This is a genomic window from Micromonospora lupini str. Lupac 08 (assembly GCF_000297395.2).
Lineage (GTDB): Bacteria > Actinomycetota > Actinomycetes > Mycobacteriales > Micromonosporaceae > Micromonospora > Micromonospora lupini.
This window is the reverse complement of sequence record NZ_HF570107.1, coordinates 55,819-74,657: the sequence shown is the minus strand read 5'-3', so window position 1 is coordinate 74,657 and position 18,839 is coordinate 55,819. Positions and strand designations below refer to the sequence as shown.

Annotated in this window: 18 protein-coding genes, 3 tRNA genes and 1 pseudogene; 11 read left to right on the top strand and 11 right to left on the bottom strand. The window is 70.3% G+C overall.

The window, feature by feature from the left end:
• Positions 1-330 (bottom strand): annotated as a pseudogene (locus MILUP08_RS35715) (hypothetical protein); the annotation flags it as partial.
• Positions 331-454: 124 nt separating this feature from the next.
• Here MILUP08_RS35715 and MILUP08_RS00375 point away from each other — a divergent pair.
• Together MILUP08_RS00375 and soxR are read left to right on the top strand one after the other, a co-directional pair.
• Positions 455-1,162 (top strand): glycosyltransferase family 2 protein, encoded by a 708-nt coding sequence (locus MILUP08_RS00375; RefSeq protein WP_007453622.1) that lies wholly within the window; start codon positions 455-457, stop codon positions 1,160-1,162.
• A 47-nt stretch (positions 1,163-1,209) separates the two neighbouring features.
• The gene (gene soxR, locus MILUP08_RS00370; protein WP_007453620.1) at positions 1,210-1,668 is read left to right on the top strand and encodes a redox-sensitive transcriptional activator SoxR; all 459 of its coding nucleotides are present in this window, start codon (positions 1,210-1,212) and stop codon (positions 1,666-1,668) included.
• On the opposite strand, the gene MILUP08_RS00365 is transcribed toward soxR, so the two are convergent.
• On the bottom strand, positions 1,651-2,628 hold the full coding sequence (locus MILUP08_RS00365) for an NAD(P)H-quinone oxidoreductase (protein ID WP_039904996.1): 978 nt from the start codon (positions 2,626-2,628) through the stop codon (positions 1,651-1,653). The genes soxR and MILUP08_RS00365 overlap by 18 nt on opposite strands.
• Before the next feature lie 374 nt (positions 2,629-3,002).
• Between MILUP08_RS00365 and MILUP08_RS00360 the strand changes: the two genes are divergently transcribed.
• Positions 3,003-3,092, top strand: a tRNA-Ser gene (locus MILUP08_RS00360).
• Positions 3,093-3,095: 3 nt separating this feature from the next.
• Here MILUP08_RS00360 and MILUP08_RS35710 read toward each other — a convergent pair.
• Complete coding sequence (locus MILUP08_RS35710; protein ID WP_167626021.1) at positions 3,096-3,251, bottom strand: hypothetical protein; 156 nt, start codon at positions 3,249-3,251, stop codon at positions 3,096-3,098.
• A gap of 143 nt (positions 3,252-3,394) precedes the next feature.
• Between MILUP08_RS35710 and MILUP08_RS00350 the strand changes: the two genes are divergently transcribed.
• On the top strand, positions 3,395-3,937 hold the full coding sequence (locus tag MILUP08_RS00350; protein WP_007453610.1) for a YbhB/YbcL family Raf kinase inhibitor-like protein: 543 nt from the start codon (positions 3,395-3,397) through the stop codon (positions 3,935-3,937).
• 111 nt (positions 3,938-4,048) lie between these two features.
• Here MILUP08_RS00350 and MILUP08_RS00345 read toward each other — a convergent pair whose 3' ends face one another.
• The gene (locus MILUP08_RS00345) at positions 4,049-4,759 is read right to left on the bottom strand and encodes a class I SAM-dependent methyltransferase (RefSeq protein WP_007453608.1); all 711 of its coding nucleotides are present in this window, start codon (positions 4,757-4,759) and stop codon (positions 4,049-4,051) included.
• A 211-nt stretch (positions 4,760-4,970) separates the two neighbouring features.
• Here MILUP08_RS00345 and MILUP08_RS00340 point away from each other — a divergent pair, with 211 nt between their 5' ends.
• Complete coding sequence (locus MILUP08_RS00340) at positions 4,971-6,800, top strand: DUF6311 domain-containing protein (protein WP_007453606.1); 1,830 nt, start codon at positions 4,971-4,973, stop codon at positions 6,798-6,800.
• A 12-nt stretch (positions 6,801-6,812) separates the two neighbouring features.
• On the opposite strand, the gene MILUP08_RS00335 is transcribed toward MILUP08_RS00340, so the two are convergent.
• Positions 6,813-7,589, bottom strand: a complete 777-nt coding sequence (locus MILUP08_RS00335) for an IucA/IucC family C-terminal-domain containing protein (RefSeq protein ID WP_039905084.1) — start codon at positions 7,587-7,589, stop codon at positions 6,813-6,815.
• Between the two features lie 331 nt (positions 7,590-7,920).
• Between MILUP08_RS00335 and MILUP08_RS00330 the strand changes: the two genes are divergently transcribed.
• On the top strand, positions 7,921-9,450 hold the full coding sequence (locus MILUP08_RS00330) for a peptide deformylase (protein WP_007453601.1): 1,530 nt from the start codon (positions 7,921-7,923) through the stop codon (positions 9,448-9,450).
• 66 nt (positions 9,451-9,516) lie between these two features.
• On the opposite strand, the gene MILUP08_RS00325 is transcribed toward MILUP08_RS00330, so the two are convergent.
• Entirely contained in the window at positions 9,517-10,632 is a 1,116-nt protein-coding gene (locus tag MILUP08_RS00325; protein ID WP_007453599.1) for a globin domain-containing protein, read from the bottom strand.
• Positions 10,633-10,776: 144 nt separating this feature from the next.
• On the opposite strand from MILUP08_RS00325, the gene MILUP08_RS00320 reads away from it, so the two are divergent.
• Positions 10,777-11,547 (top strand): CPBP family intramembrane glutamic endopeptidase, encoded by a 771-nt coding sequence (locus tag MILUP08_RS00320; RefSeq protein WP_039905082.1) that lies wholly within the window; start codon positions 10,777-10,779, stop codon positions 11,545-11,547.
• A 4-nt stretch (positions 11,548-11,551) separates the two neighbouring features.
• Here the strand turns inward: MILUP08_RS00320 and MILUP08_RS00315 are convergent, their stop codons facing one another.
• On the bottom strand, positions 11,552-12,949 hold the full coding sequence (locus MILUP08_RS00315) for a hypothetical protein (protein ID WP_237747014.1): 1,398 nt from the start codon (positions 12,947-12,949) through the stop codon (positions 11,552-11,554).
• Positions 12,950-13,235: 286 nt separating this feature from the next.
• Between MILUP08_RS00315 and MILUP08_RS00310 the strand changes: the two genes are divergently transcribed.
• Both MILUP08_RS00310 and MILUP08_RS00305 read left to right on the top strand, forming a co-directional pair.
• A tRNA-Ser gene (locus MILUP08_RS00310) sits at positions 13,236-13,326 on the top strand.
• A 35-nt stretch (positions 13,327-13,361) separates the two neighbouring features.
• A tRNA-Arg gene (locus MILUP08_RS00305) sits at positions 13,362-13,434 on the top strand.
• A gap of 252 nt (positions 13,435-13,686) precedes the next feature.
• Here the strand turns inward: MILUP08_RS00305 and MILUP08_RS33555 are convergent.
• Positions 13,687-14,145 (bottom strand): DUF4259 domain-containing protein, encoded by a 459-nt coding sequence (locus MILUP08_RS33555; RefSeq protein ID WP_083915779.1) that lies wholly within the window; start codon positions 14,143-14,145, stop codon positions 13,687-13,689.
• Between the two features lie 699 nt (positions 14,146-14,844).
• Between MILUP08_RS33555 and MILUP08_RS00295 the strand changes: the two genes are divergently transcribed.
• Together MILUP08_RS00295 and MILUP08_RS00290 are read left to right on the top strand one after the other, a co-directional pair.
• Positions 14,845-15,120 carry a hypothetical protein gene (locus MILUP08_RS00295; RefSeq protein WP_144056835.1) on the top strand — a complete coding sequence of 92 codons (276 nt, stop codon included), beginning with the start codon at positions 14,845-14,847 and terminating at the stop codon, positions 15,118-15,120.
• Between the two features lie 34 nt (positions 15,121-15,154).
• Positions 15,155-15,484, top strand: a complete 330-nt coding sequence (locus MILUP08_RS00290) for a hypothetical protein (RefSeq protein WP_007453584.1) — start codon at positions 15,155-15,157, stop codon at positions 15,482-15,484.
• A gap of 527 nt (positions 15,485-16,011) precedes the next feature.
• Here MILUP08_RS00290 and MILUP08_RS00285 read toward each other — a convergent pair.
• The 3 genes from MILUP08_RS00285 to MILUP08_RS00275 are packed head-to-tail and all read right to left on the bottom strand — an operon-like array spanning position 16,012 to position 18,709.
• Positions 16,012-16,671, bottom strand: a complete 660-nt coding sequence (locus MILUP08_RS00285; RefSeq protein WP_007453580.1) for a dihydrofolate reductase family protein — start codon at positions 16,669-16,671, stop codon at positions 16,012-16,014.
• Between the two features lie 58 nt (positions 16,672-16,729).
• Positions 16,730-17,458, bottom strand: a complete 729-nt coding sequence (locus MILUP08_RS00280) for a helix-turn-helix domain-containing protein (RefSeq protein ID WP_007453579.1) — start codon at positions 17,456-17,458, stop codon at positions 16,730-16,732.
• 57 nt (positions 17,459-17,515) lie between these two features.
• Complete coding sequence (locus MILUP08_RS00275) at positions 17,516-18,709, bottom strand: epoxide hydrolase family protein (protein WP_007453577.1); 1,194 nt, start codon at positions 18,707-18,709, stop codon at positions 17,516-17,518.
• Positions 18,710-18,839: the final 130 nt, after the last annotated feature.

Genomic DNA, 18,839 nt, shown 5'->3' with positions numbered 1-18,839 from the left:
GGCCACCGCCGCGCCGACCGGCACGCGCAGGGGCGTCGCGGCGGGCGCCTCGGCGACCGGGGTGTCCCGGCGCCAGCGCAGGGCCACCGCCGTCGCGGTGGCGAGCAGGAAGAGCAGCCAGGCGGCGACGAACGCCGGCCGGGTCAGCGCGTGCAGCGCGCCGAGCACCTCGACGACGAGCACCGCGTACGCCCCGGCGACCACTGCCGCGCGCACGGCGGCGAGCCGTGTCGGCGCCACCGGGTCGACCCCGCGTGGCGCTGTCGCGACAGTGAGCAGGAGCACCGAGGCGGCGGGAAGCACCGCGAGCAGGGAGCCGGCAGCCGACATGGCGGGAAGTAAACACCATCCGGCTGAGCCCGCCACGCCGGCTGTCCGACGGTGGCGGCGACCGTCGGGCTGACCAGCCAGGCTAGGCTATGCCCGACGTGTTGTCGCCACCGTGGAGATTCCCGTGAAGCTCTCGATCCTCATGCCGGTCTACAACGAGGAAGAACGCATCGCGGATGCCCTCAAGCAGGCGTTGGCGGTTGACTATCCCTGCGAGATCGAGCTGGTCGTCGTCGACGACGGCAGCCGGGACGGCACCGGCGAGGTCCTCGGTCGCGCCGACGACGCCCGCCTGCGGGTCATCACCCACCAGCGCAACGCGGGCAAGGGCGCGGCCATCAAGACGGCTGTGGACAGCGCCGAGGGCGACTACATGGTCATCCTCGACGCCGACCTGGAGTACGACCCGCAGGACATCCCCAGGCTGCTCGCCCCGGTGCTCGACGGGCGGGCCACGGTCGTCTACGGAAATCGCACCTTCGGCAGCCACAGCGCCTACAGCTTCTGGTACGTGATGGGCAACAAGGGCGTCACGATGGCGGCGAACGTCCTCTTCAACTCGTACATCGGCGACCTGGAGACCTGCTTCAAGCTGATGCCGGTGGAGCTGTACCGGTCCCTGGAGGTGCGCTCGCGGGGCTTCGGCATGGAGGCGGAGGTGACCGGCAAGCTGCTGCGCCGCAAGATCCGCCCGTACGAGGTGCCGATCAGCTACCGGGCGCGGGGCCGCGAAGAGGGCAAGAAGATCACCTGGAAGGACGGCGTCGAGGCGATCTGGATCCTCGGTCGCGAGCGCGCACGCCGTCGTCCGGCGGTCTCGTCCGCACGCTGATCGCCGCTAACCTTGAGTTGAAGTCCACTTCAATTCAAGGATCGGTGATGCAGGAAGCACTGACGATCGGCGAGCTGTCCGTCCGCTCCGGGGTCGCGCCGTCGGCGCTGCGCTACTACGAGCGGCTCGGTCTGATCCGCGCCGATCGCACCGGCGGAAACCAACGCCGCTACGCCCGCGCCGAACTGCGGCGGGTCGCCTTCATCCGGATCTCCCAGCAGGTCGGCATCTCCCTGGACGAGATCCGCGAGGCGCTGGAATCGCTTCCCGGCGGCCGCACCCCCAGCCCACAGGACTGGGAACGCCTCTCCGCGAGCTGGCGCGGCCGGCTGGACGAGAAGATCCGGCTGCTCACCAAACTCCGCGACGACCTGGACGGCTGCATCGGCTGCGGCTGCCTGTCCCTGCAACGCTGCACGCTCTACAACCCCGGGGACGCGCTGGCCGGCGAGGGCCCCGGCGCACGCCTCATGCTGCCCCGCCCGCCGTCACCCGACGGTGAGTAGCACCTTACCGACGTGGTCGTTCGACTCGACCAGCCGATGCGCCTGCGCCGCCTCGGCCATCGGCAGCCGCCGGTCCACCACCGGGCGGACCGCGCCGGCCTCGACCAACGGCCACACCTCATCGCGTACGCCCCGGACGATCTCCGCCTTCTCGGCCAGCGGTCGGGAGCGCAGCGCGGTCGCCGCGACGCTTGCCCGCTTGGCCAGCAGCGCGCCGAGGTCCAGCTCGGCCTTGCGACCACCCTGCATCCCGATCACCACGAGCCGGCCGCCGGTCGCCAGCGCGGCGACGTTCCGGCCCAGGTAGGACGCGCCCATGATGTCGAGGATGACGTCCGCGCCGTGGTCGTCGGTGATCTTGCGAACCTCCTCGACGAAGTCCTGCTCCCGGTAGTCGATCGTGTGCGCCGCGCCCAGCTCGCGCAGGAGGGGGTGCTTGGCCGTGCGGGCGGTCGCCAGCACAGTGGCGCCGAGAGCCGCCCCGAGCTGGATCGCGAACGTGCCGATCCCGCTGCCCCCACCGTGCACCAGCAGCGTGTCACCCGAGCCGAGCCGGCCCACCCCCACCACGTTCGACCACACCGTGCAGGCCACCTCCGGCAGCGCCGCGGCGTCGACCAGGTCGACGCCCGCCGGCACCGGCAGCAACTGCCCGGCGGGCACGGCGACGCGCTCGGCGTACCCGCCGCCGGCCAGCAGCGCACAGACCTCCTGCCCGACGGACCATCCGGTCACCTCCGGGCCGATCGCGTCGATCACCCCGGAGCACTCCAACCCGGGGTACGCGGGCGCTCCCGGCGGCGGTGGATAGTGCCCCTGCCGCTGCAGCAGGTCGGCACGGTTGACCGCGCTGGCCCGCACCCTGACGATCACCTCGCCCGGACCGGGCTCCGGGTCGGGGACCTCGGCCCAGACCAGCGCGTCGGGTCCACCGGGCTGCGGAACGGTGATGGCTCGCATGGCCTCAGTCATACCCGATGCGCCAACGGGCCGCAGGAGCGCCCCGGTCGGGCGGGGTCGCTCGGCGCGCGGCCCCGGGTGGTCGGCGCTCGGCCCCGGGTGGTCGGCGCTCGGCCCCGGTTGTCGGGGCGCCGCCCCGGGTTCCTTGAAACCGGGGCATCCATGGCGGTCTGACGCCCCGGTTTCAAGGAATCCGAGTCGATCACGCCGCTAACGCTGCGACGCGTGTCCCGATTCCCGTCGGGTGACGCCGACCCGCGCCACAGTGGACGCTCCGGGCACCGTGTGGCCGGCGCTTCGGGGAGGGACGCCGAGCCGGCCGGCGGGTGTCGTGGCAGACTGTTCACGGCCGTACACCCGCGGGTGCCGGTCCGGGAGGGTTCGCCTAGTGGCCGATGGCGCTGGTCTTGAAAACCGGTAAGGCAGCGATGTCTTCGTGGGTTCGAATCCCACACCCTCCGCCACCGCTACTCCGGTGGGTCGACCGTCCGCCGGTTCTCGCGGATCGTCTCGTCGGCCAGCCGCTCGACCGCGCGTCGGCGCTCCTCGGCGAGCGCCTGCTCGTTCGGTTTGCGCAGCGCGGTGGCGACGGCGACCAGGAAGTCGCGCCAGATCCCTAGCAAGTAGTCCCCCCGTGGAACGTTGCAGGCTGCCCACCATAGCGGCCGGCCGGTGACGCCGGACACCCGACGCATCTGGTCGTTCGTCGGCCCGGAACGGGGTATGAAGGGCAGGTATCCGCCCACACCGGAAGGACGCCGTCCCGATGACCCTCGAACGACCGATCGCCCCGGACCCGTACGAGCTGCTGCCGACCGTGCCCTCGTTCACCCTGACGAGTGATGACGTGCAGAACGGCGAGCCGATGGACGCCCGGCACGCCCACGGCAGCACCGGTGGTGAGAACGTCTCCCCGCAGCTGACCTGGTCGGACTTCCCCGCCGAGACCAAGAGCTTCACCGTTACCTGCTACGACCCCGACGCCCCGACCGGCAGCGGTTTCTGGCACTGGGTGCTGGTGAACGTCCCGGTCGGCGTCACGCAGCTGCCCAGCGGCGCGGGCGGAGCGGCGGGCACCGACCTCGGCGGGGCCTTCTCGGTCCGCAACGACTACGGCGAGCAGGGGTACGGCGGGGCGGCGCCGCCGCCCGGAGACCGCCCGCACCGGTACGTCTTCGCGGTGCACGCCCTGGACGTCGACCACCTGGACCTCACCCCGGACGCCAGCCCGGCCTACGTGGGCTTCAACCTGACCTTCCACACCCTGGCGCGAGCGGTGATCCGCCCGACGTACCAGATCAAGGAGTAACCCCCGCTTTCCGCGATCTTGCACTTCCTGTCCCGGCATTCTCCAAATAAGGGACGGCACGGCGACAGAAAGTGCAAGATCGCGGGATGGCGGGGTGGCGGGGTGCGTGGGTCAGGCGGGGACGCGGGCCACCGCGAAGACGGACTGGCCGAACGGGGGTCGGACGACCTGTTCGGCGGCCTTCGTGGCGGGGAGGACGAGCGTGTCGTACACCTTGACCATCGGCCCCTCCTTCGGCATCAGCCGGAAGACCTTGGTGGCCATGAAGTAGCCGATCAGCCCGAGCGCGTTCGCGTAGTGGATCTTCTCCACCGTCAGGCCGGCCTCGGTCATCGCCGTGCCGAGCGTCCTCTTCGTGTACCGGCGGACGTGGCCGGTGGCGATGTCCGCGGGGCTCATGGCGAACTGGAACGCCGGCACGATGATGATCACCGCGCCGCCGGGGCGGACCAGGTCGCGCATGCTGCGCAGCGCGCCCACGTGGTCCTCGATGTGCTCCAGGACGTTGTACGACACGGCGGCGCTGTAGTTCCCCCGGTCGTTGTGCGGCAGCAGCATCTGTCGAACGTCGATGCCCGGTTGTTCGGCGAGGCGCTCCTTGAGCTGCACCAGCCGGTCGGGGTCGGCCTCCGTGGCGGTGAACCGGGGCAGCCGCTGCGACCACTCCAGGGCGTAGTCACCGAGGCCGCTGCCGATCTCGATGGGGTCGTCACCGAGGTAGGGCACTGCCAGCTCGACGAACCAGCGGCGGTGGTTGACGGCCGTCGCCAGGCCCTCCAGAACCTCGGACTGGACGCGCTGATCCCCAGTGATTTCTGCCATGCGTCGATTCCTCACGATATGAACTCGACCCGTGCCTGGACCGACAGAGTGAATCATCCGCTTGGATGGCAGAAGAATCGGGGGAGCGGTTGGCCGAATTGCGGTCGGGGGGTGGGCACGTGATCGGCGGTCGGCGAACCCGGCACATAGTACGGCAGTACCCCGAAACATGTCACGGCACCGCCATAGGCTGACTACCCTATGAATTGTCATGACTACTCCCGAACCGGACGCGCCCGGCGACGGCCCGGCCACCGCGTCGCCGGTGGAGGAGGCCGGCGGCGGCGATCGGTTGCGCCGTAACGGGAAGTGGACCGACCTGGCCGCCGTGCTGAGCTTCGTGGTCCTCGGCCTCTGGATCGCCGGGCGCCTCTGGTGGGACCCGGGCAGCGGAGTGCGGGACAACCGCTCGGACCAGTCGCAGTTCGAATGGATGATGGCGCACGGTGCGCGAGTGGTCACGCATTTCGCGTACCCGTTCCATTCGGACCGGATGAACGTGCCGGACGGCGTCAACCTCATGGCAAATACGTCCGTATTATCCATTTCGCTGCCAATGACGCCGATCACCCTTTTGTTCGGTCCGCGTGCGGCATTCCTGCTCTTTCTCACCCTCGGAATGATCGCCACCGCCACGGCCTGGTACTTCCTGCTCTCCCGCGTCCTGATCCTCGCTCGGGGGCCGGCCTGGCTGGGCGCGGGCTTCTGCGCGTTCGCGCCGGCCATGGTGTCGCACGCCAACGGGCACCCGAACATCGTGTCGCAGTTCGTCGTCCCGTTGATCATCTGGCGTACGCTGCGGCTCGCCGACGCCGGCCGCTGGCTGCGCAACGGGCTGCTGCTCGCTCTGGTGATCGTCTGGCAGGCGTTTCTCAACCTGGAGATCCTGCTGATGACCGCGATCGGGCTCGGCGTGGTCGTCGGCGCGCTGGCCCTCGCCCGCCCCGCCCTGCGGTCACGGGTCCGGTCCTTCCTCGCCGGGCTCGCCGTCGCCGCCGTGGTCGCCGGCCTGCTGCTGGCGTACCCGCTGTATGTGCAGTTCTTCGGACCCGGCGCCTACTCCGGGCTGTCCAGCCTGATCCGCGGTTACTCGAGCGACCTGGCCTCGTTCGTCGCGTACTCCCGGGAGTCGCTCGCCGGCAGCCCGCGCACCGCCGCCGGGCTGGCCAAGAACCCGACCGAGGAGAACAGCTTCTTCGGTTGGTCGCTTGTCGTGCTGGTGGTCGCCCTGGTCTGGTGGTTGCGGCGGTCGGCGGTGGTGCTCGCCCTGGCCGGGCTCGGGCTGCTCTTCGCGGTGCTCTCCCTCGGGCGGGAGATCCGCTTCGCCGGTCACGGCACCGGCGTGCCGGGGCCCTGGGCCGCGCTGGAGAACCTGCCGATCCTGCACTCGGTGGTGCCGACCCGGTGGGCGCTGGCGATCACCCCGATCGTCGGGGTGCTGCTCGCTTACGGCGCCGAACGTGCCCGCGAGCTGGCCCGTACGCGCCCGGTCGCCCGGCCGCAGATCCGCTTCGCCACCGCGACCGTGCTGACGATGGCCCTGCTGCCGATCCTGCCCACCCCGCTGCCCGTGGTCCAACTGGACCCGGTCCCCACCTTCGTGACCAGTGGGGCCTGGCGGCCGTACGTGGCCGGTGGGCGCAGTGTGGTGACGTTGCCGCTGCCGGACACCAACTACGCGGAGCCGCTGCGCTGGTCCGCCGCGACCCGGCTGGACATGCCGCTGGCCCGCGGCTACTTCCTCGGGCCGGACACCCGCCCGAGCGCGGAGCCGCCGAAGGTGGCGCTGTTCACCGCGCCGCCCCGGCCGACAAGCAGCTTCTTCGCGACCATCCGACGGACCGGCGCGGTGCCGCCGATCACCCCGCAGAGCCGGGTCAAGGCGGTCGACGACCTGCGCTACTGGCGGGCCGGCGTGGTGATCCTCGGGCCGCACGAGCACGAGATGGAACTGCGCCGCGGCATGACCGAGCTGACCGGCATCCAGCCGACCTTCACCGGCGGGGTGTGGGTGTGGGACGTCCGGAAGCTGACCGACTGAGCGGACTTGGTCCTAGCGGACGCAGCAGCCCTGGCAGACCTTCGGGCTGGGCAGGGTGAAGGCCAGGCAGCAGGTGCGCCGCTGCACGCTCGGCTCACCGGTCGGGCCGGGCACCAGCTCCACCAGGTCCGCCAGGTCGAGCGCGCCGAGCAGGGTGTCGACGCTCTGCACCGTCGAACCGGGCAGCGCGTCGGCGGCCCGCAGGATGCCGTGCGCGATGCCGGAGGCGACCGAACCGAGCAGCGTACGGGTGCCCACCCGCACCTCCGTCTGGATGGCCGCGATCAGCGGCGCCAGGTGGGCGTCGAGCAGGGAGGCACGCAGCTCGGCCAGCAACTCCGCCTCGCCGGCGACCACGCGCACCTGCGGCAGGCCGGAGAGCGCCAGCGGGTCGCTCGGCAGCACCGCCACTGTGGTGCCGTGGCGCAGGCCCAGCGTGAGCAGGGGCCGGTGGTCCTCGAAGTGGATGAGCACGTCGGAGGGGTCGAGCAGCGGCACCCGGCGGGCCGAGGCCCAGCCGAGCACGACCGGCAGCGCCGTCCAGTAGCTGTACGACTTCCAGGCCAGGGCGGCGCAGGCGTGCGGGGTGCCGCCCCAACGGACGCTTGCCGCGTGCAGCAGCTCCGGCAGGCGGGTGCCGTCGATCAGGGTGGTGGCGGGCGACCAGCCGAACTCGTCGTCGACGAGCAGGCCCCGGGCGAGACCGGGAAGGTCGTCGGTGCCGAACATGGCCCGCAGCGCCGCGGTGACGGGGGCGAGCGGCGTGGCGGTCACGTCCCGCCTCGGCATCACCGCTGTCACCGTGTCATCCCCCGTCCGCGTGACCGGGGACATGCCCCGGCGGACGACAAACGCCGTCCTGAGCTAAGGCTAGCCTAACCATGCCGGTCGGCCTAAGGGAAGCCTTGCCTCGGTCGGATCGGGAGGTCCGGGTCACTCCGGCTCCCGGCGGGAGCAGCGCTCCGCGCCCCGGCGTACTACCCGCGCCCGGCCTCCGAAAACGCCGCCGCAGGATCGATCACCGTCGGTGGATTGTCAAGCGTTGTGTCGACAAGGTGGCAGATGCGTGTGCGCTTCGCCACGGAACGTGAAACTAATACTCCCGGCCACGAGGAAGCCGATGACGACGTCACCCCTCGAACGGGCTGCCGACTCCTTCGCGGCCGAGCTCGCCCGCCACCGTGCCGGGCGGGGCCTGTCCAAGAAGCAACTGGCCATCCTGATGGGGTTCGACCCGTCCTACGTCAGCCACGTCGAGGGGCGCCGACACCGCCCGACCGAGGACTTCGCCCGCCGCGCCGAGGCCGTCCTGGAGGCCAGCGGCGCGATCTGGCAGCGCTTCCGGGAGTACGACGACCTCCGGCACGCCCGCTCCGGCCACCCGCACCGCGAACCCCCGCTGCCCGGCCAGTGGCTGCCCCCTGGCACCGGCCTGGTCGTCGAGCGGGAACTGGCCACCCTCACCCACGCCGACGACGCCTACCGGTGCGTCATCCACCGCGAGCTGTACAACGCCGGCACCGAACCGGTCACCCGCTACCTCGTCCGCGTCGCCGTGGACCGTTTCCCGAACGACCCCGGCCGCTCCAACCGGCACCACCGGGAACACCCGCTCACCTTCGCCGAACTGCAACTACAGGCCCGCCGCGACGACGGCGGCGGCGACCCGGAGCCGATGCACTGGCGGGCGAAACACGACCGGGACGCGTTCAAGGAGATCTGGCTGCTCTTCGAGAACGGTGACCGACGTTTCCCGCTCTACCCCGGCGACCGGGCCATCATCGAGTACGCGTACAGCGTCGGGCACGAGAAGTGGGGCCCCTGGTTCCAGCGGGCCGTCCGGCTGCCCACCCGACACCTCGCCGTACGACTGGATCTGCCGGCGGCCCTCGACCCGCAGGTCTGGGGCGTGGAAACCTCGCTCTCCGCGGAGGAGGGCCCGTTGCGGACGGCGCCGCAGCGCCACGACGAGGGCGACCGGGCGATCTACGACTGGCAGACCGACGCCCCGCCGCTCAACGCCCGCTACCGGATGCAGTGGCGCTTCCGGGCTCGGCCGGACACCGACCCGGACGCCGGCCCCGGCGGCGCCCGGGTCCGCCCCAGCGACCGGATGCGCGGAATCGGGGTCCTCCAGCGCGGCGACGACCTCCTCCGCCAGCGGGTCCGGCAGTTCGACCTGCCCGGCGAGGAGCAGGTGGCCCGGGACGTCGTGGACCGGCTCACCATGGCGCTGTCCCGGCTCGACGAACTGCACCCGTTCAGCAAGGGAGTGGGCATCGCCGCACCGCAGCTCGGCATCGGCCGTGCCGCCGCAGTGGTCCGACCCCCCGACCGGTCGGCGGAACCGGTCGTTCTGCTCAACCCCCGGGTCGTCGACGCCGACCCGGAGACCGACGAGCAGTACGAGGGGTGCCTCTCCTTCTTCGACCATCGGGGTCTGGTGCCCCGACCGCTGCGACTCGACGTGGAACACGCCCAGTGGGACGGCAGTCGGATCATCACCTCGTTCGAGTTCGGCATGGCCCGGCTCGTCGCGCACGAGATCGACCACCTGGAGGGGCGGCTCTACGTCGACCGGATGGCGCCCGGCGTGCCGCTGGTGCCGGTGGAGGAATACCGGGAGACGGGGCAACCCTGGCGCTACTGAGCGAGGGGACCGGGGCGCGTGCCCCAGGGGGCAGGGGCACGCGCCCCGGTGTGGGGGGAGGAACGTCTAGATGTCGCCGAACGTGTCGTAGCGGATGTTCGGCGGGGGCACCTCGTCCGCGGCCAGCACCCGCAGCGTCGACCGGACCATCTGCGCCGACCCGGAGACGTAGCAGTCGTGCGTCGTCCACGGGCCGTACCGGGCCACCACGTCCGGGATGTCGCCCAGCTCGCCGTCGAAGTCGCTGTCGTCGCTGCACGCCGCGGTGACCGACAACCACGGGTGTGCGCCCACCAGCTCCTGGAGGCCGGCCAACCCGTACAGGTCCGTCGCGTGCCGCGCGCCGTAGAAGACGTGCACCCACCGCGTCCGGTTGTAGGAGGCCAACTCCTCCACCAGCGCCTTGATCGGTGCCAGCCCGACGCCGCCGGCCACGCAGAGGATGTCCCGCTCGGAGGACCGGTCCAGGGTCATCGACCCCATCGGCGCCGCCAGGCGCAGCAGGTGCCCGGGCTGCACCCGGCGGACCAGCGCCCCGGACACCCACCCCGCGCCGGGGCTGCGCACGTGGAACTCCAGCACGTTGTCGTCGTTCGGGGCGTTCGCCACCGAGTAGTTCCGCCACACCCTCGGGTGGAAGCGGGGCAGCTCCAGGCTGACGTACTGGCCCGCACGCCAGGGCAGCGGATGTTGCAGGGCCCGGCAGGTCAGCACGGCGATGTCCGAGCCGTGCCGCTCGTGGGTCAGCACCTCGGCGTGCCAGAACGGGGGGTTGTCGTCGTCGGTCGCCCCGGCCATCATCTTCGCCGCGATCGCCGCGTACGCGTCCCGCCACGCCTGGTCGTACTCCAGGTTCCAACCGTCGCCGGCGGTGCTGCGCAGCGCGTCAAGCAGAGCCACCCCCAACGTCGCGTAGTGCTGGTCGGCCACGTGGTACTTGCGGTGGTCGCGGCCCAGCCCTCGGAGGAACTCGTCGAAGCCCTCGGGGTCGTCCAGGGTGTGGATCGCCGTGATGATGGCTTCCAGCAGGCGGTCACCCTGGCCGGTCATCTGCACCGGGAAGAGCTGCCGCAGGTCGGGGTCGAGCAGGAACAGCCGAGCGTAGAAGTGCCCACTCAGCCGCTCCCGGTCCTCCTCGACCAGGGTCCAGCTCTCCTTCAGCAACCGTGCGACGTTGTCCACCGGTGCTCCTTCTCCAGACGGCAGCGGATCGGGCGCTCATAGAATCTCCACGGAGCGTGCTCACCGGTCGCACAGAATGTGCGATCGGTTCACGCCGGCCCATCGGCCGTGCCCGTGGTGCCGTCCGTCGGGCAGAGTGGTGCGGTGACCGTTGAGCTGACCCGCCCGGTGTCCCGCCGGCTGCTGGGGACCGAGACGTTGCTGGTCCTCGGCCTCTCCCTCGGCCAGTCCGCGGTCTACGCGGTGGTCTCGATCATCGCGAAGCTGACCGCCGAGGGCCCGCTCTCCAAGCAGACCGCCTCGCTGAACACCTCCGCGTCGGCCCGCCCCTGGCTGGACCTGACGTACCAGCTCCTCGGCATCGTCTTCGCGCTGCTACCCGTGCTGCTCGCCGTACACCTGCTCAGCCGCGACCCCGGCGACCCGGCGCGGACCCTCGGCCTGGACGCACGGCGGCCCGGCCAGGACCTGGCCCGGGGCGCGGGCCTGGCCGCGCTCATCGGCCTGCCCGGCCTGGCCCTGTTCTGGGCGGCGGCGCAGCTCGGCGTCAACGCCACGCTCGTGCCGGCCGCCCTGCCGTCGGTCTGGTGGGCGGTCCCGGTGCTGATACTCTCCGCCGCGCAGAACGCCGTGCTGGAGGAGGTGATCGTGGTCGGCTACCTGGTCACCCGGCTGCGCCAGCTCCAGTGGCGGCTCGCCGCGATCATCGCGGCCAGCGCGCTGCTCCGCGGGAGCTACCACCTCTACCAGGGTTTCGGCGCGTTCGTCGGCAACGCGATCATGGGCGTGGTGTTCAGCCTCTTCTACCTGCGGACCCGTCGGGTGCTGCCGCTGATCATCGCGCACACAGTGCTCGACGTGGTCGCCTTCGTCGGCTACGCGCTGCTGCCCCGGGACTGGTTCACCTGGCTCTGACCGGTCAGCGCCGACCCGGCCGGTAGGCGGCCACCGCACGTGCGGCCAACCGATCGGCCGCCGCCGCGTCACCCAACGTCGCGGCCACCACCGCCGCCCCCGGCAACAGGCGGGACGCCAACCGCAAGGCCACCCACCCGCCCGCCTGGGCGGTGAGGGGCGCCGCCAGCCGCCACGCGGCCTCCGCCGCCCTCGGCCACGTCCCTTCGACCGGATCGCCCGCCGTTTTTGTGGCAGCCAAGGCTTCCTGCGCGCTCGCCGTGTCCGGGTGCACCTGGGTAAGCACCAGCAGCTCGGCTGCCCGGTCAGGATGCGCCGGATCCTGGCCGTACGCCGCCGCCAGGCGCAACACCAGGTTGGCCTGCGTCCACAGCACCGAAGCCAGTTCGGCCAGCGGCGCAAAGAGCCCGGCCAACGCCGCAGCCGCCCCTCCCGCGCCCGCCGCCCGCACGTAGCGCCGGGTCGCCAACCGCGCCAGGCCGTCCGCCGGGGCGTCCGGATACCGGGCCCGCAGCCGCGCGGCCCACTCGGCGGCGCCCGGACCGAGCGTCCGGACCGCCTCCAGCGCCAGCAACTCCGGCGCGAAGCCCGGGTGGTTCCGCAGGCGGGCGACAACCGCCCGCACATCCGATTCCGGTGTACGCCCCAGAGCCGTCACCGGATCGTCCGCTGCCGTGGCGGTCGCGGTCGAGGGTTGCGGCGTCGAGGGCTGCGGCGTCGAGGGCTGCGGCGCCGAGGTGACCTCCGCGGGGGTGGCGTTCCGGCGCGGGGCCGCCGCGCGCTTGGTCGCCGGGGCGGCCTTCTTGGCGCGGGTGACCTTCCTCGCCGAGGTGACCTCGTCGTTCGGGACGGCTTGCCCGGCGGGGGTGGCCTCGTTGGTCGGGGCGGTTTGCCTGACTGGGGTCGCCCGCTGGGTGGGGGTGGCTTTCTTGGCCGGGAGGGCCTTCTTTGCTGAGGCTGCCTTCTTGCTCGGAGCGGCCTTCCTGACGGGGGTCGTTCGCTTCCTGCCCGGCTGGTCCACCCCCGCTGCGGGGCCGCCGCCGGAGGGGCCGGCCTGGTCGCGGACTGGGGCGGTCTCGGGCGGGCCGGCCTGGTCTCTGACCAGGGCGCTCTCCGGCGGGCTGGCCTGGCCTTTGGCCGAGGTGTTCCTCGGCGGGCTGACCTGGTCGTGGGCTGGGGCCTCCTCCAGCGGGTCGGCCTGGTCGTCGGTTGTGGTGTTCCTCGGCCGGCCGGCCTGGTCCGCCGGTGGGGCGTCAGGTGACAGGCTCGCCGGGTCGGCGGCGGGTGGGACGCTTGGTGCGGGAGACGAGCGGAGCGGCTGGCGGGGCAGGGGGTGCTCCGGGTCCGGTGGCTGGAACAGCACGGCCGGGGCGGCCTTGGCCCGCCGAGGACGCGGGCTCACCGGAGCGGCTGCCGGCGGTGCAGTCGTCTCCTCGGGCTGCTCGGCGGCGGTCGGCGGCGTGAAGGTGGGCCGCGGAGAGCGGCGACGCGCTCTGTCAGCAGGCTCTCGACGGGTCGGCTCGCTCGGCGGCTGCTCCTGCATATCGATGGAGCGTAGTCCCGATCACGCCACCGCACAGCGCCGAAACACGGGGTTCGGCAGTCGCGGTGGGCGTACCCCGGAAGTCGTTTTGCTCCCGGTGGGTGGCGACCTGTATCCTCGGGCGCGGTGGTCTACGGGCCACCAGGGAGACTTCGCCTAGTCTGGTCTATGGCGCCGCACTGCTAATGCGGTTGGGGTCTTAAAGCCCCTCCCGGGTTCGAATCCCGGAGTCTCCGCGCGAAAGCCGGGTGTGTACACTGGCTGAGCACGAGCGCCCGTAGCTCAATGGATAGAGCATCTGACTACGGATCAGAAGGTTAGGGGTTCGAGTCCCTTCGGGCGCACAGAGTTTGAGCAGGTCAACGCCCCTCTAGTCATCGACAATCGTCGACCAGAGGGGCGTTTTGCGTGAGCCCATGGGCTCACGCCTGCCGCTTGCGGCTACTCCACCGCCACTCTGAGTAGCGGGCGCAGTCTTTGGCGCGAGGTGCCTCCTGGTCGCCATCCACGCGTCTCAACCGCGACGCATAAGAGGCCCGCTCGCTGCACGGCGGCCGCCATTCGCGATCTTCGGTCGACATGGTGTCTGGTGGTTCTTACGAATCCGCTGCTTCAAGGATGGCGGTGAGACCGTCGATGGTTCGCTGCGCCTCGGCCTGGTCGGTCTCGGTCGTCCATCCTTGATGCCAGGGTCCGCCGGGACCGGCCACGAAGCGCAACGCTTCGAGCGCGGACGTGGCAAGGTCGGGCGCTGGCTCGGGCAGAATCGTTGCGCTTGGTTCTTCGGCTACTTGCGTAAGGCGGTGCCGTAGGTGCTCGCCGCCGGGAAAGGTAGCGGCCACCAGGGCTGCCGCCGCTACTACTTGGTCGGGGAAGTACTCCCGCCAGAGGAGGTCGCGGTTGGTAAGGACGTAGCCGAGCATGTGCCGCAGTGCCTCGACGCGCTTTTGTGGCGGTCGCTCGGCGAGTTCGTCAAGGAAGTCCAGGGCACCGTCGCTGCTGAACGGTCCGGTTCCAAACGTGCCCACATCGCCCTCGCTTCGATAGACGGCCAACGCTGATCATCAGCGGCTATGGAACTTAACTGAAGATCGTGCGGTGGCCGGGCGCCAGAGCGTCACAAGTGCGTGAGCCCATGGGCTCATGTCGAGGGCAGGAAAGGTCGCCTGGCGTAGCGCTCCGTCGACTGTGCTACATGACAGATGTGGACAAACTACGTGAACGCAGGTCACACCAAGTAGTTCTTTTTGACTACGGATCAGAAGGTTAGGGGTTCGAGTCCCTTCGGGCGCACAAGATCATGAGGGGTCTGAACTGCGGCAACGCGGGTCAAGCCCTTCTTGCTGGCTGGCCTGCGTGGACGGTGGGTGTCACGTGGGTGCGATGTGGGTGCAGCCCCGGAGAAGGCGTTCTCGCGGGCTTGTCGGGACGTGATCTGCGGCTTTGCGGCCTGCTTGCGCTTCGGTGGGGCCGGAGCACCTGTTTCGGTTTCGTCGGCGCCGGGGTGCCGGCTTTGGGGCTGCGGTCGGGCCGGTTCTTGCGGGCGCTGGCTTCGATCTTCTTCCGGGTGCGGCGGGCGGCGTTGAGCACCAGTTGGGCGGTGGCGTCGGCGCAGCGGCGCTGGATCTGCGGCAGGACACTGGTGTAGGTGTCGGCCGTGACCACGATGCTGGAGCCGCGGGGGCCGTGATTCCGATCGCGGGTTCCGTGGCCGGCACGAAGCGGCTGCACGACCTGTTCAGCGGCTCTCGGTGGTGTCGAGGTTCAGGGAGGCGGTCTTCAAGCCAGCGCCGGCCAACGCGAACTACGACTGGACCGACCAGTGGAACCGTACGTACGATGCGATGGGCGATTCCTCTATAAAGAACCAGAAACTCAATGTGTTGCTCGCATCATTCGACCACCACCTCACCAAGGGAAACAACTTCACGGTCGTCGACATGACGGGCTATCCGATGGAGTGGCGGATCGCGATGGCGAAGAGAGCCGACGCCTCGGGGCGGAAGGACGTCATCCGCATCGGCTTCTGATGTTCCAGTTCTGTTACTCGGCACGGGGGCCCTGGTGTTGGCGGTGCTGTTCGACGACGACCTGGAGTGGTGGATCCAGGGCAGGGTGCTGTCGCACGTCATGGGGCTGGTTCCCGCCGACGTGGCCGCAGTCGACGAGTTCGACGAGTGGCTCAGCCCCGGCCGAGCAATGGGATATCTGGACATCCGGAAGATCGAAAATCCGGAGGCTGCCAAGCGGTTCGTGCGTGCGCTGTCCGTGGGCGCCCACAGTGCCCTGGAGGAGACGCAGGAGCAGGAGCCGGCAGACGAGGAGATGGTCGAGTTCTACCGTGGCCTCTGCCAGACGGTGGACAAGGCGGTTCGGCTTCCTCGTTTCTTGTGACGTGTCGTCGCGTCACATGGTCGGTCATTGATTGAGTGATGTCACTCCGCCGGGTCCGCCGACCCGGCGGGGTGACGGAAAGGGGCGTCCCCTGAGGGGGATGCCCCTTTCTTCTTCGTGTGGGTCGGATTGCCGTTCTCCGAGCACAAACGCCTCTCTGGTCATCGACGGAAGTCGACCAGAGGAGCGTTTCTCGTACACCCATTGGTGCACGCCCGGCCGCTGGCTAGGCCCTGAGGCGATGGCTACAGGGCAGGGCAGCCCTTTGCCGCCGGATTCGTGGGGATCCCCGACTACGGGGTCCTGGTCGGCGTATGCACGGTTTCGCCGCTGGCAGCGCAAGGGAACCCGGCAGCGGATCCTCACCACGCTGCAAGCCCTCGCCGATGCGGCGGGCCGGATCACCTGGGACATGTTCGTGACTCGACCAGCGCCCGAGCCCACCGCTGTCAACGAGTGGCTGTGACCGGCTTCGACACAGGCTCTGGCCGGGAGATCAGGGCCTCGAAGCTGGTCGAGCACCGTTGTCAGTCGAGGACCGGCGTCGAGCGCCCTTCGTCGACCGCGTACGCGCCTCCGGAGATCGCGCCGAGGCTCGTGGGGTTGAGGGTCAGCGAGACGACGCCGCCGGGCAGTACGCGTGAGCTCTCTTCGACGGTTGCGAACGTCGCGGGCGTCGATCGGTCCGGGAACAGGCGCTTTCCCGTGCCGACGACGACCGGGAATTGGAGTAGCCGGTAGACATCGACGAGTCCTGCCTGGTGCAGCGTCTGCACGAGTTTCCAGCTTCCGTGCACCTGGAGTTCCTTGCCGGGAAGCTCCTTGAGGCGGCGTACCTCGTCGGCCGGGGCACCGCGGAGGACCGTCGTCGGGTTCCAATCGGCTTCACCGTCGGTAAGCGTGGAGCTGACGACATACTTCGGCAGCGTGTTGAGCTTGGTGGCAATCAGGTTGTCAGGGTCGGTGACCTTCGGCCAGTACCCGCCGAGCAGGCCGAAGCTGGTGCGGCCGAAGAGGAACGCGTCGGCCGCACGGAACCAGCTCTCGACGACTTCGTTCGTGTGCGTCGAGGCGTGTGGAACGAGCCACCCGCCGCGGTCGAAGCCGCCGGAGCGGTCCTCGTCGGGATTTCCGGGTCCCTGCATGACGCCGTCGAGGCTGACGAAGATGTTGACGCTGAGTAGCACGGTTTTCCTTCACGTTCTGGTTGCGGACAGTCGGCCAGGGGTGGCTGGCAGACGGACGCTAGCTGCCGGGCCCAGCGTGGGTCTTGTACAGGAACGACATGGCGGCACAGTGGCCCGCCTGCAGCTCGCCTGCGGTGCAACCGACGTAGCGACGCAGCGCGTGCGTGAGGTGGGCTTGGTCGAAGTACCCCAACGTCTCGACGACTGCGCGCCAGTCAAGGCCGTCGCGCAGCATCGTGGCTGCGACGTTCGCGCGGTCGATCTGCCTCACGGCGGTTTGCGGCAGTCCAATGATCGCGCGGTAGCGACGCTGCAAGGTTCGCTCGTTAGGGCTGGCTTCGGGATGCTCGGCGATTCGCTCCTCGTCCCCGAGATGCGATCGCACCAGCAGACCCGCGTCCTGCAAGCGCCGGGCGAAGTGCTCGACGTTCTCGAACGTCGGCGCCTCCCAGCTTTCGCCGCCGATGACGATCCTGCCCGAATCCGTCACTGGGATCGGCACGTACCCATCGACGAACGAGGCTGCGGGATGCGGTCGAAGCACCGCGCCGAATGCGAACCGGATCCCGAGGAACTCGGTGCCCGGCGGGACCGGTGCCGTGGTCGCCCTCGTCTCCGGCCCGCGCAGGCTGGCGAGTAGGCGTCCCTGCGCCCGCGAGAGGATCAGATGCCAGCAGGTGCGTGCCGCGGACGTCATCGTCTCCTCGGCGTCGGAGCGGGTGCGCCACACGCGGTCGACGAGGCTCACGTCGACCTCGGTGTCGCGATGCTCGAACCGCAACGCCATGACCCCCTGCGTCTTCGATCTGCCGAGATTCCCTCCCGAGGCTAGCGACGTGGACAGTCAGGACCGACAACCTCCAGAAGCGCAAGAAGTACGGTAGGGCCGGAAGAATTCGCGCAGCTCCTGCGCGTACAGCTCGGGCTCCTCGAAGGGCGCGAAGTGGCCACCCTTGTCGAGCTCGGTGATGCGCACGACGTTTGCCGTGCGCTCGAGCCAGGCGCGCGGCGGGTGGAGCGTGTCGCCGGGGAAGAGCGCGAAGCCGGACGGTACTTCGACCCTGCGGGCGTGTTGTTCCGGTGGGATCGCGGCGTTGGCGGCGTACATGCGCATGGACGAGCCAATCGTTCCGGTCAGCCAGTAGCGCGTGAGCAGGGTGAGGATCTCGTCCTTGGTGAAGCTCTGCTCGACGTCGCCGTGACAGTCGCTCCACGACCGCAGCTTCTCGACGATCCATGCGGCCAGTCCGGCGGGTGAGTCGGTCAGCCCCACGGCGGCGGTCTGCGGCTTGGTGCGGTGCATCTCGGCGTACGCGCCTTCGCTGGCCTTCCACGCGACGGCGGAGTCCAACCAGGCCCGCTCCTCCGGTGCGAGGTCAACGGCGGTGAGAACCGGGAGGCTGGCCTCCATGCGGTGCACGGCAACGACTCGCTCAGGATGGTTCAGGGCGAGGTAGCGGCTCACCGAGCTGCCGATGTCCCCTCCCACGGCACCGAAACTCGCGTGACCGAGCGCGGTCATCAGCTCGGCCCACAGGTCGGCGACCGCGATCGAGTCGAGGGGTCCTCCCGCCGGACGGTCCGAGTGCCCGAATCCCGGCATGTCCGGCACGACGACGTCGAAGGCGTCGGCCGGGTCCGCGCCGAACGCGCCGGGGTCGGTGAGCAGGGGCACCACCTTCTCGTAGCGCCACGACGAGTCCGGCCATCCGTGGCAGAGGACCAGCGGCAGCACCGGCCCGACCGGCGCGACGGCACGGGCATGAATGAACGAGACGCCCAGGTCCCGGATCCGCGTGCGAAAGCGCGGCAGGCGCGCGAGAGCGGCCTCCTGCGCCGGCCAGTCGAACTCCTCCGCCCAGTAGTCGACGAGTTCGCGCAGATAGGTGATGTCTGTGCCCAGCGACCACCCGGCGTCCTGCGGCGCGTCCGGCCAGCGCGTCGCGCGCAGGCGCGCCCGAAGGTCGTCCAACTCCTCGGGGCTGGCGTGCACCCGGAACGGCTCGACACTCGTCGGGTCCTGCGGCGAGGGAATCATGAGCCGCACCGCCCTGCCGAGCCACGGACGGTGACGGCACCGCCGTCCGTGCCAGGAGTTGTCGTCATGGACGGATCATGACAACCTCCGCCTACGTCGACAAGCAACGCGGCGTCCGGCGGGCGGCGGC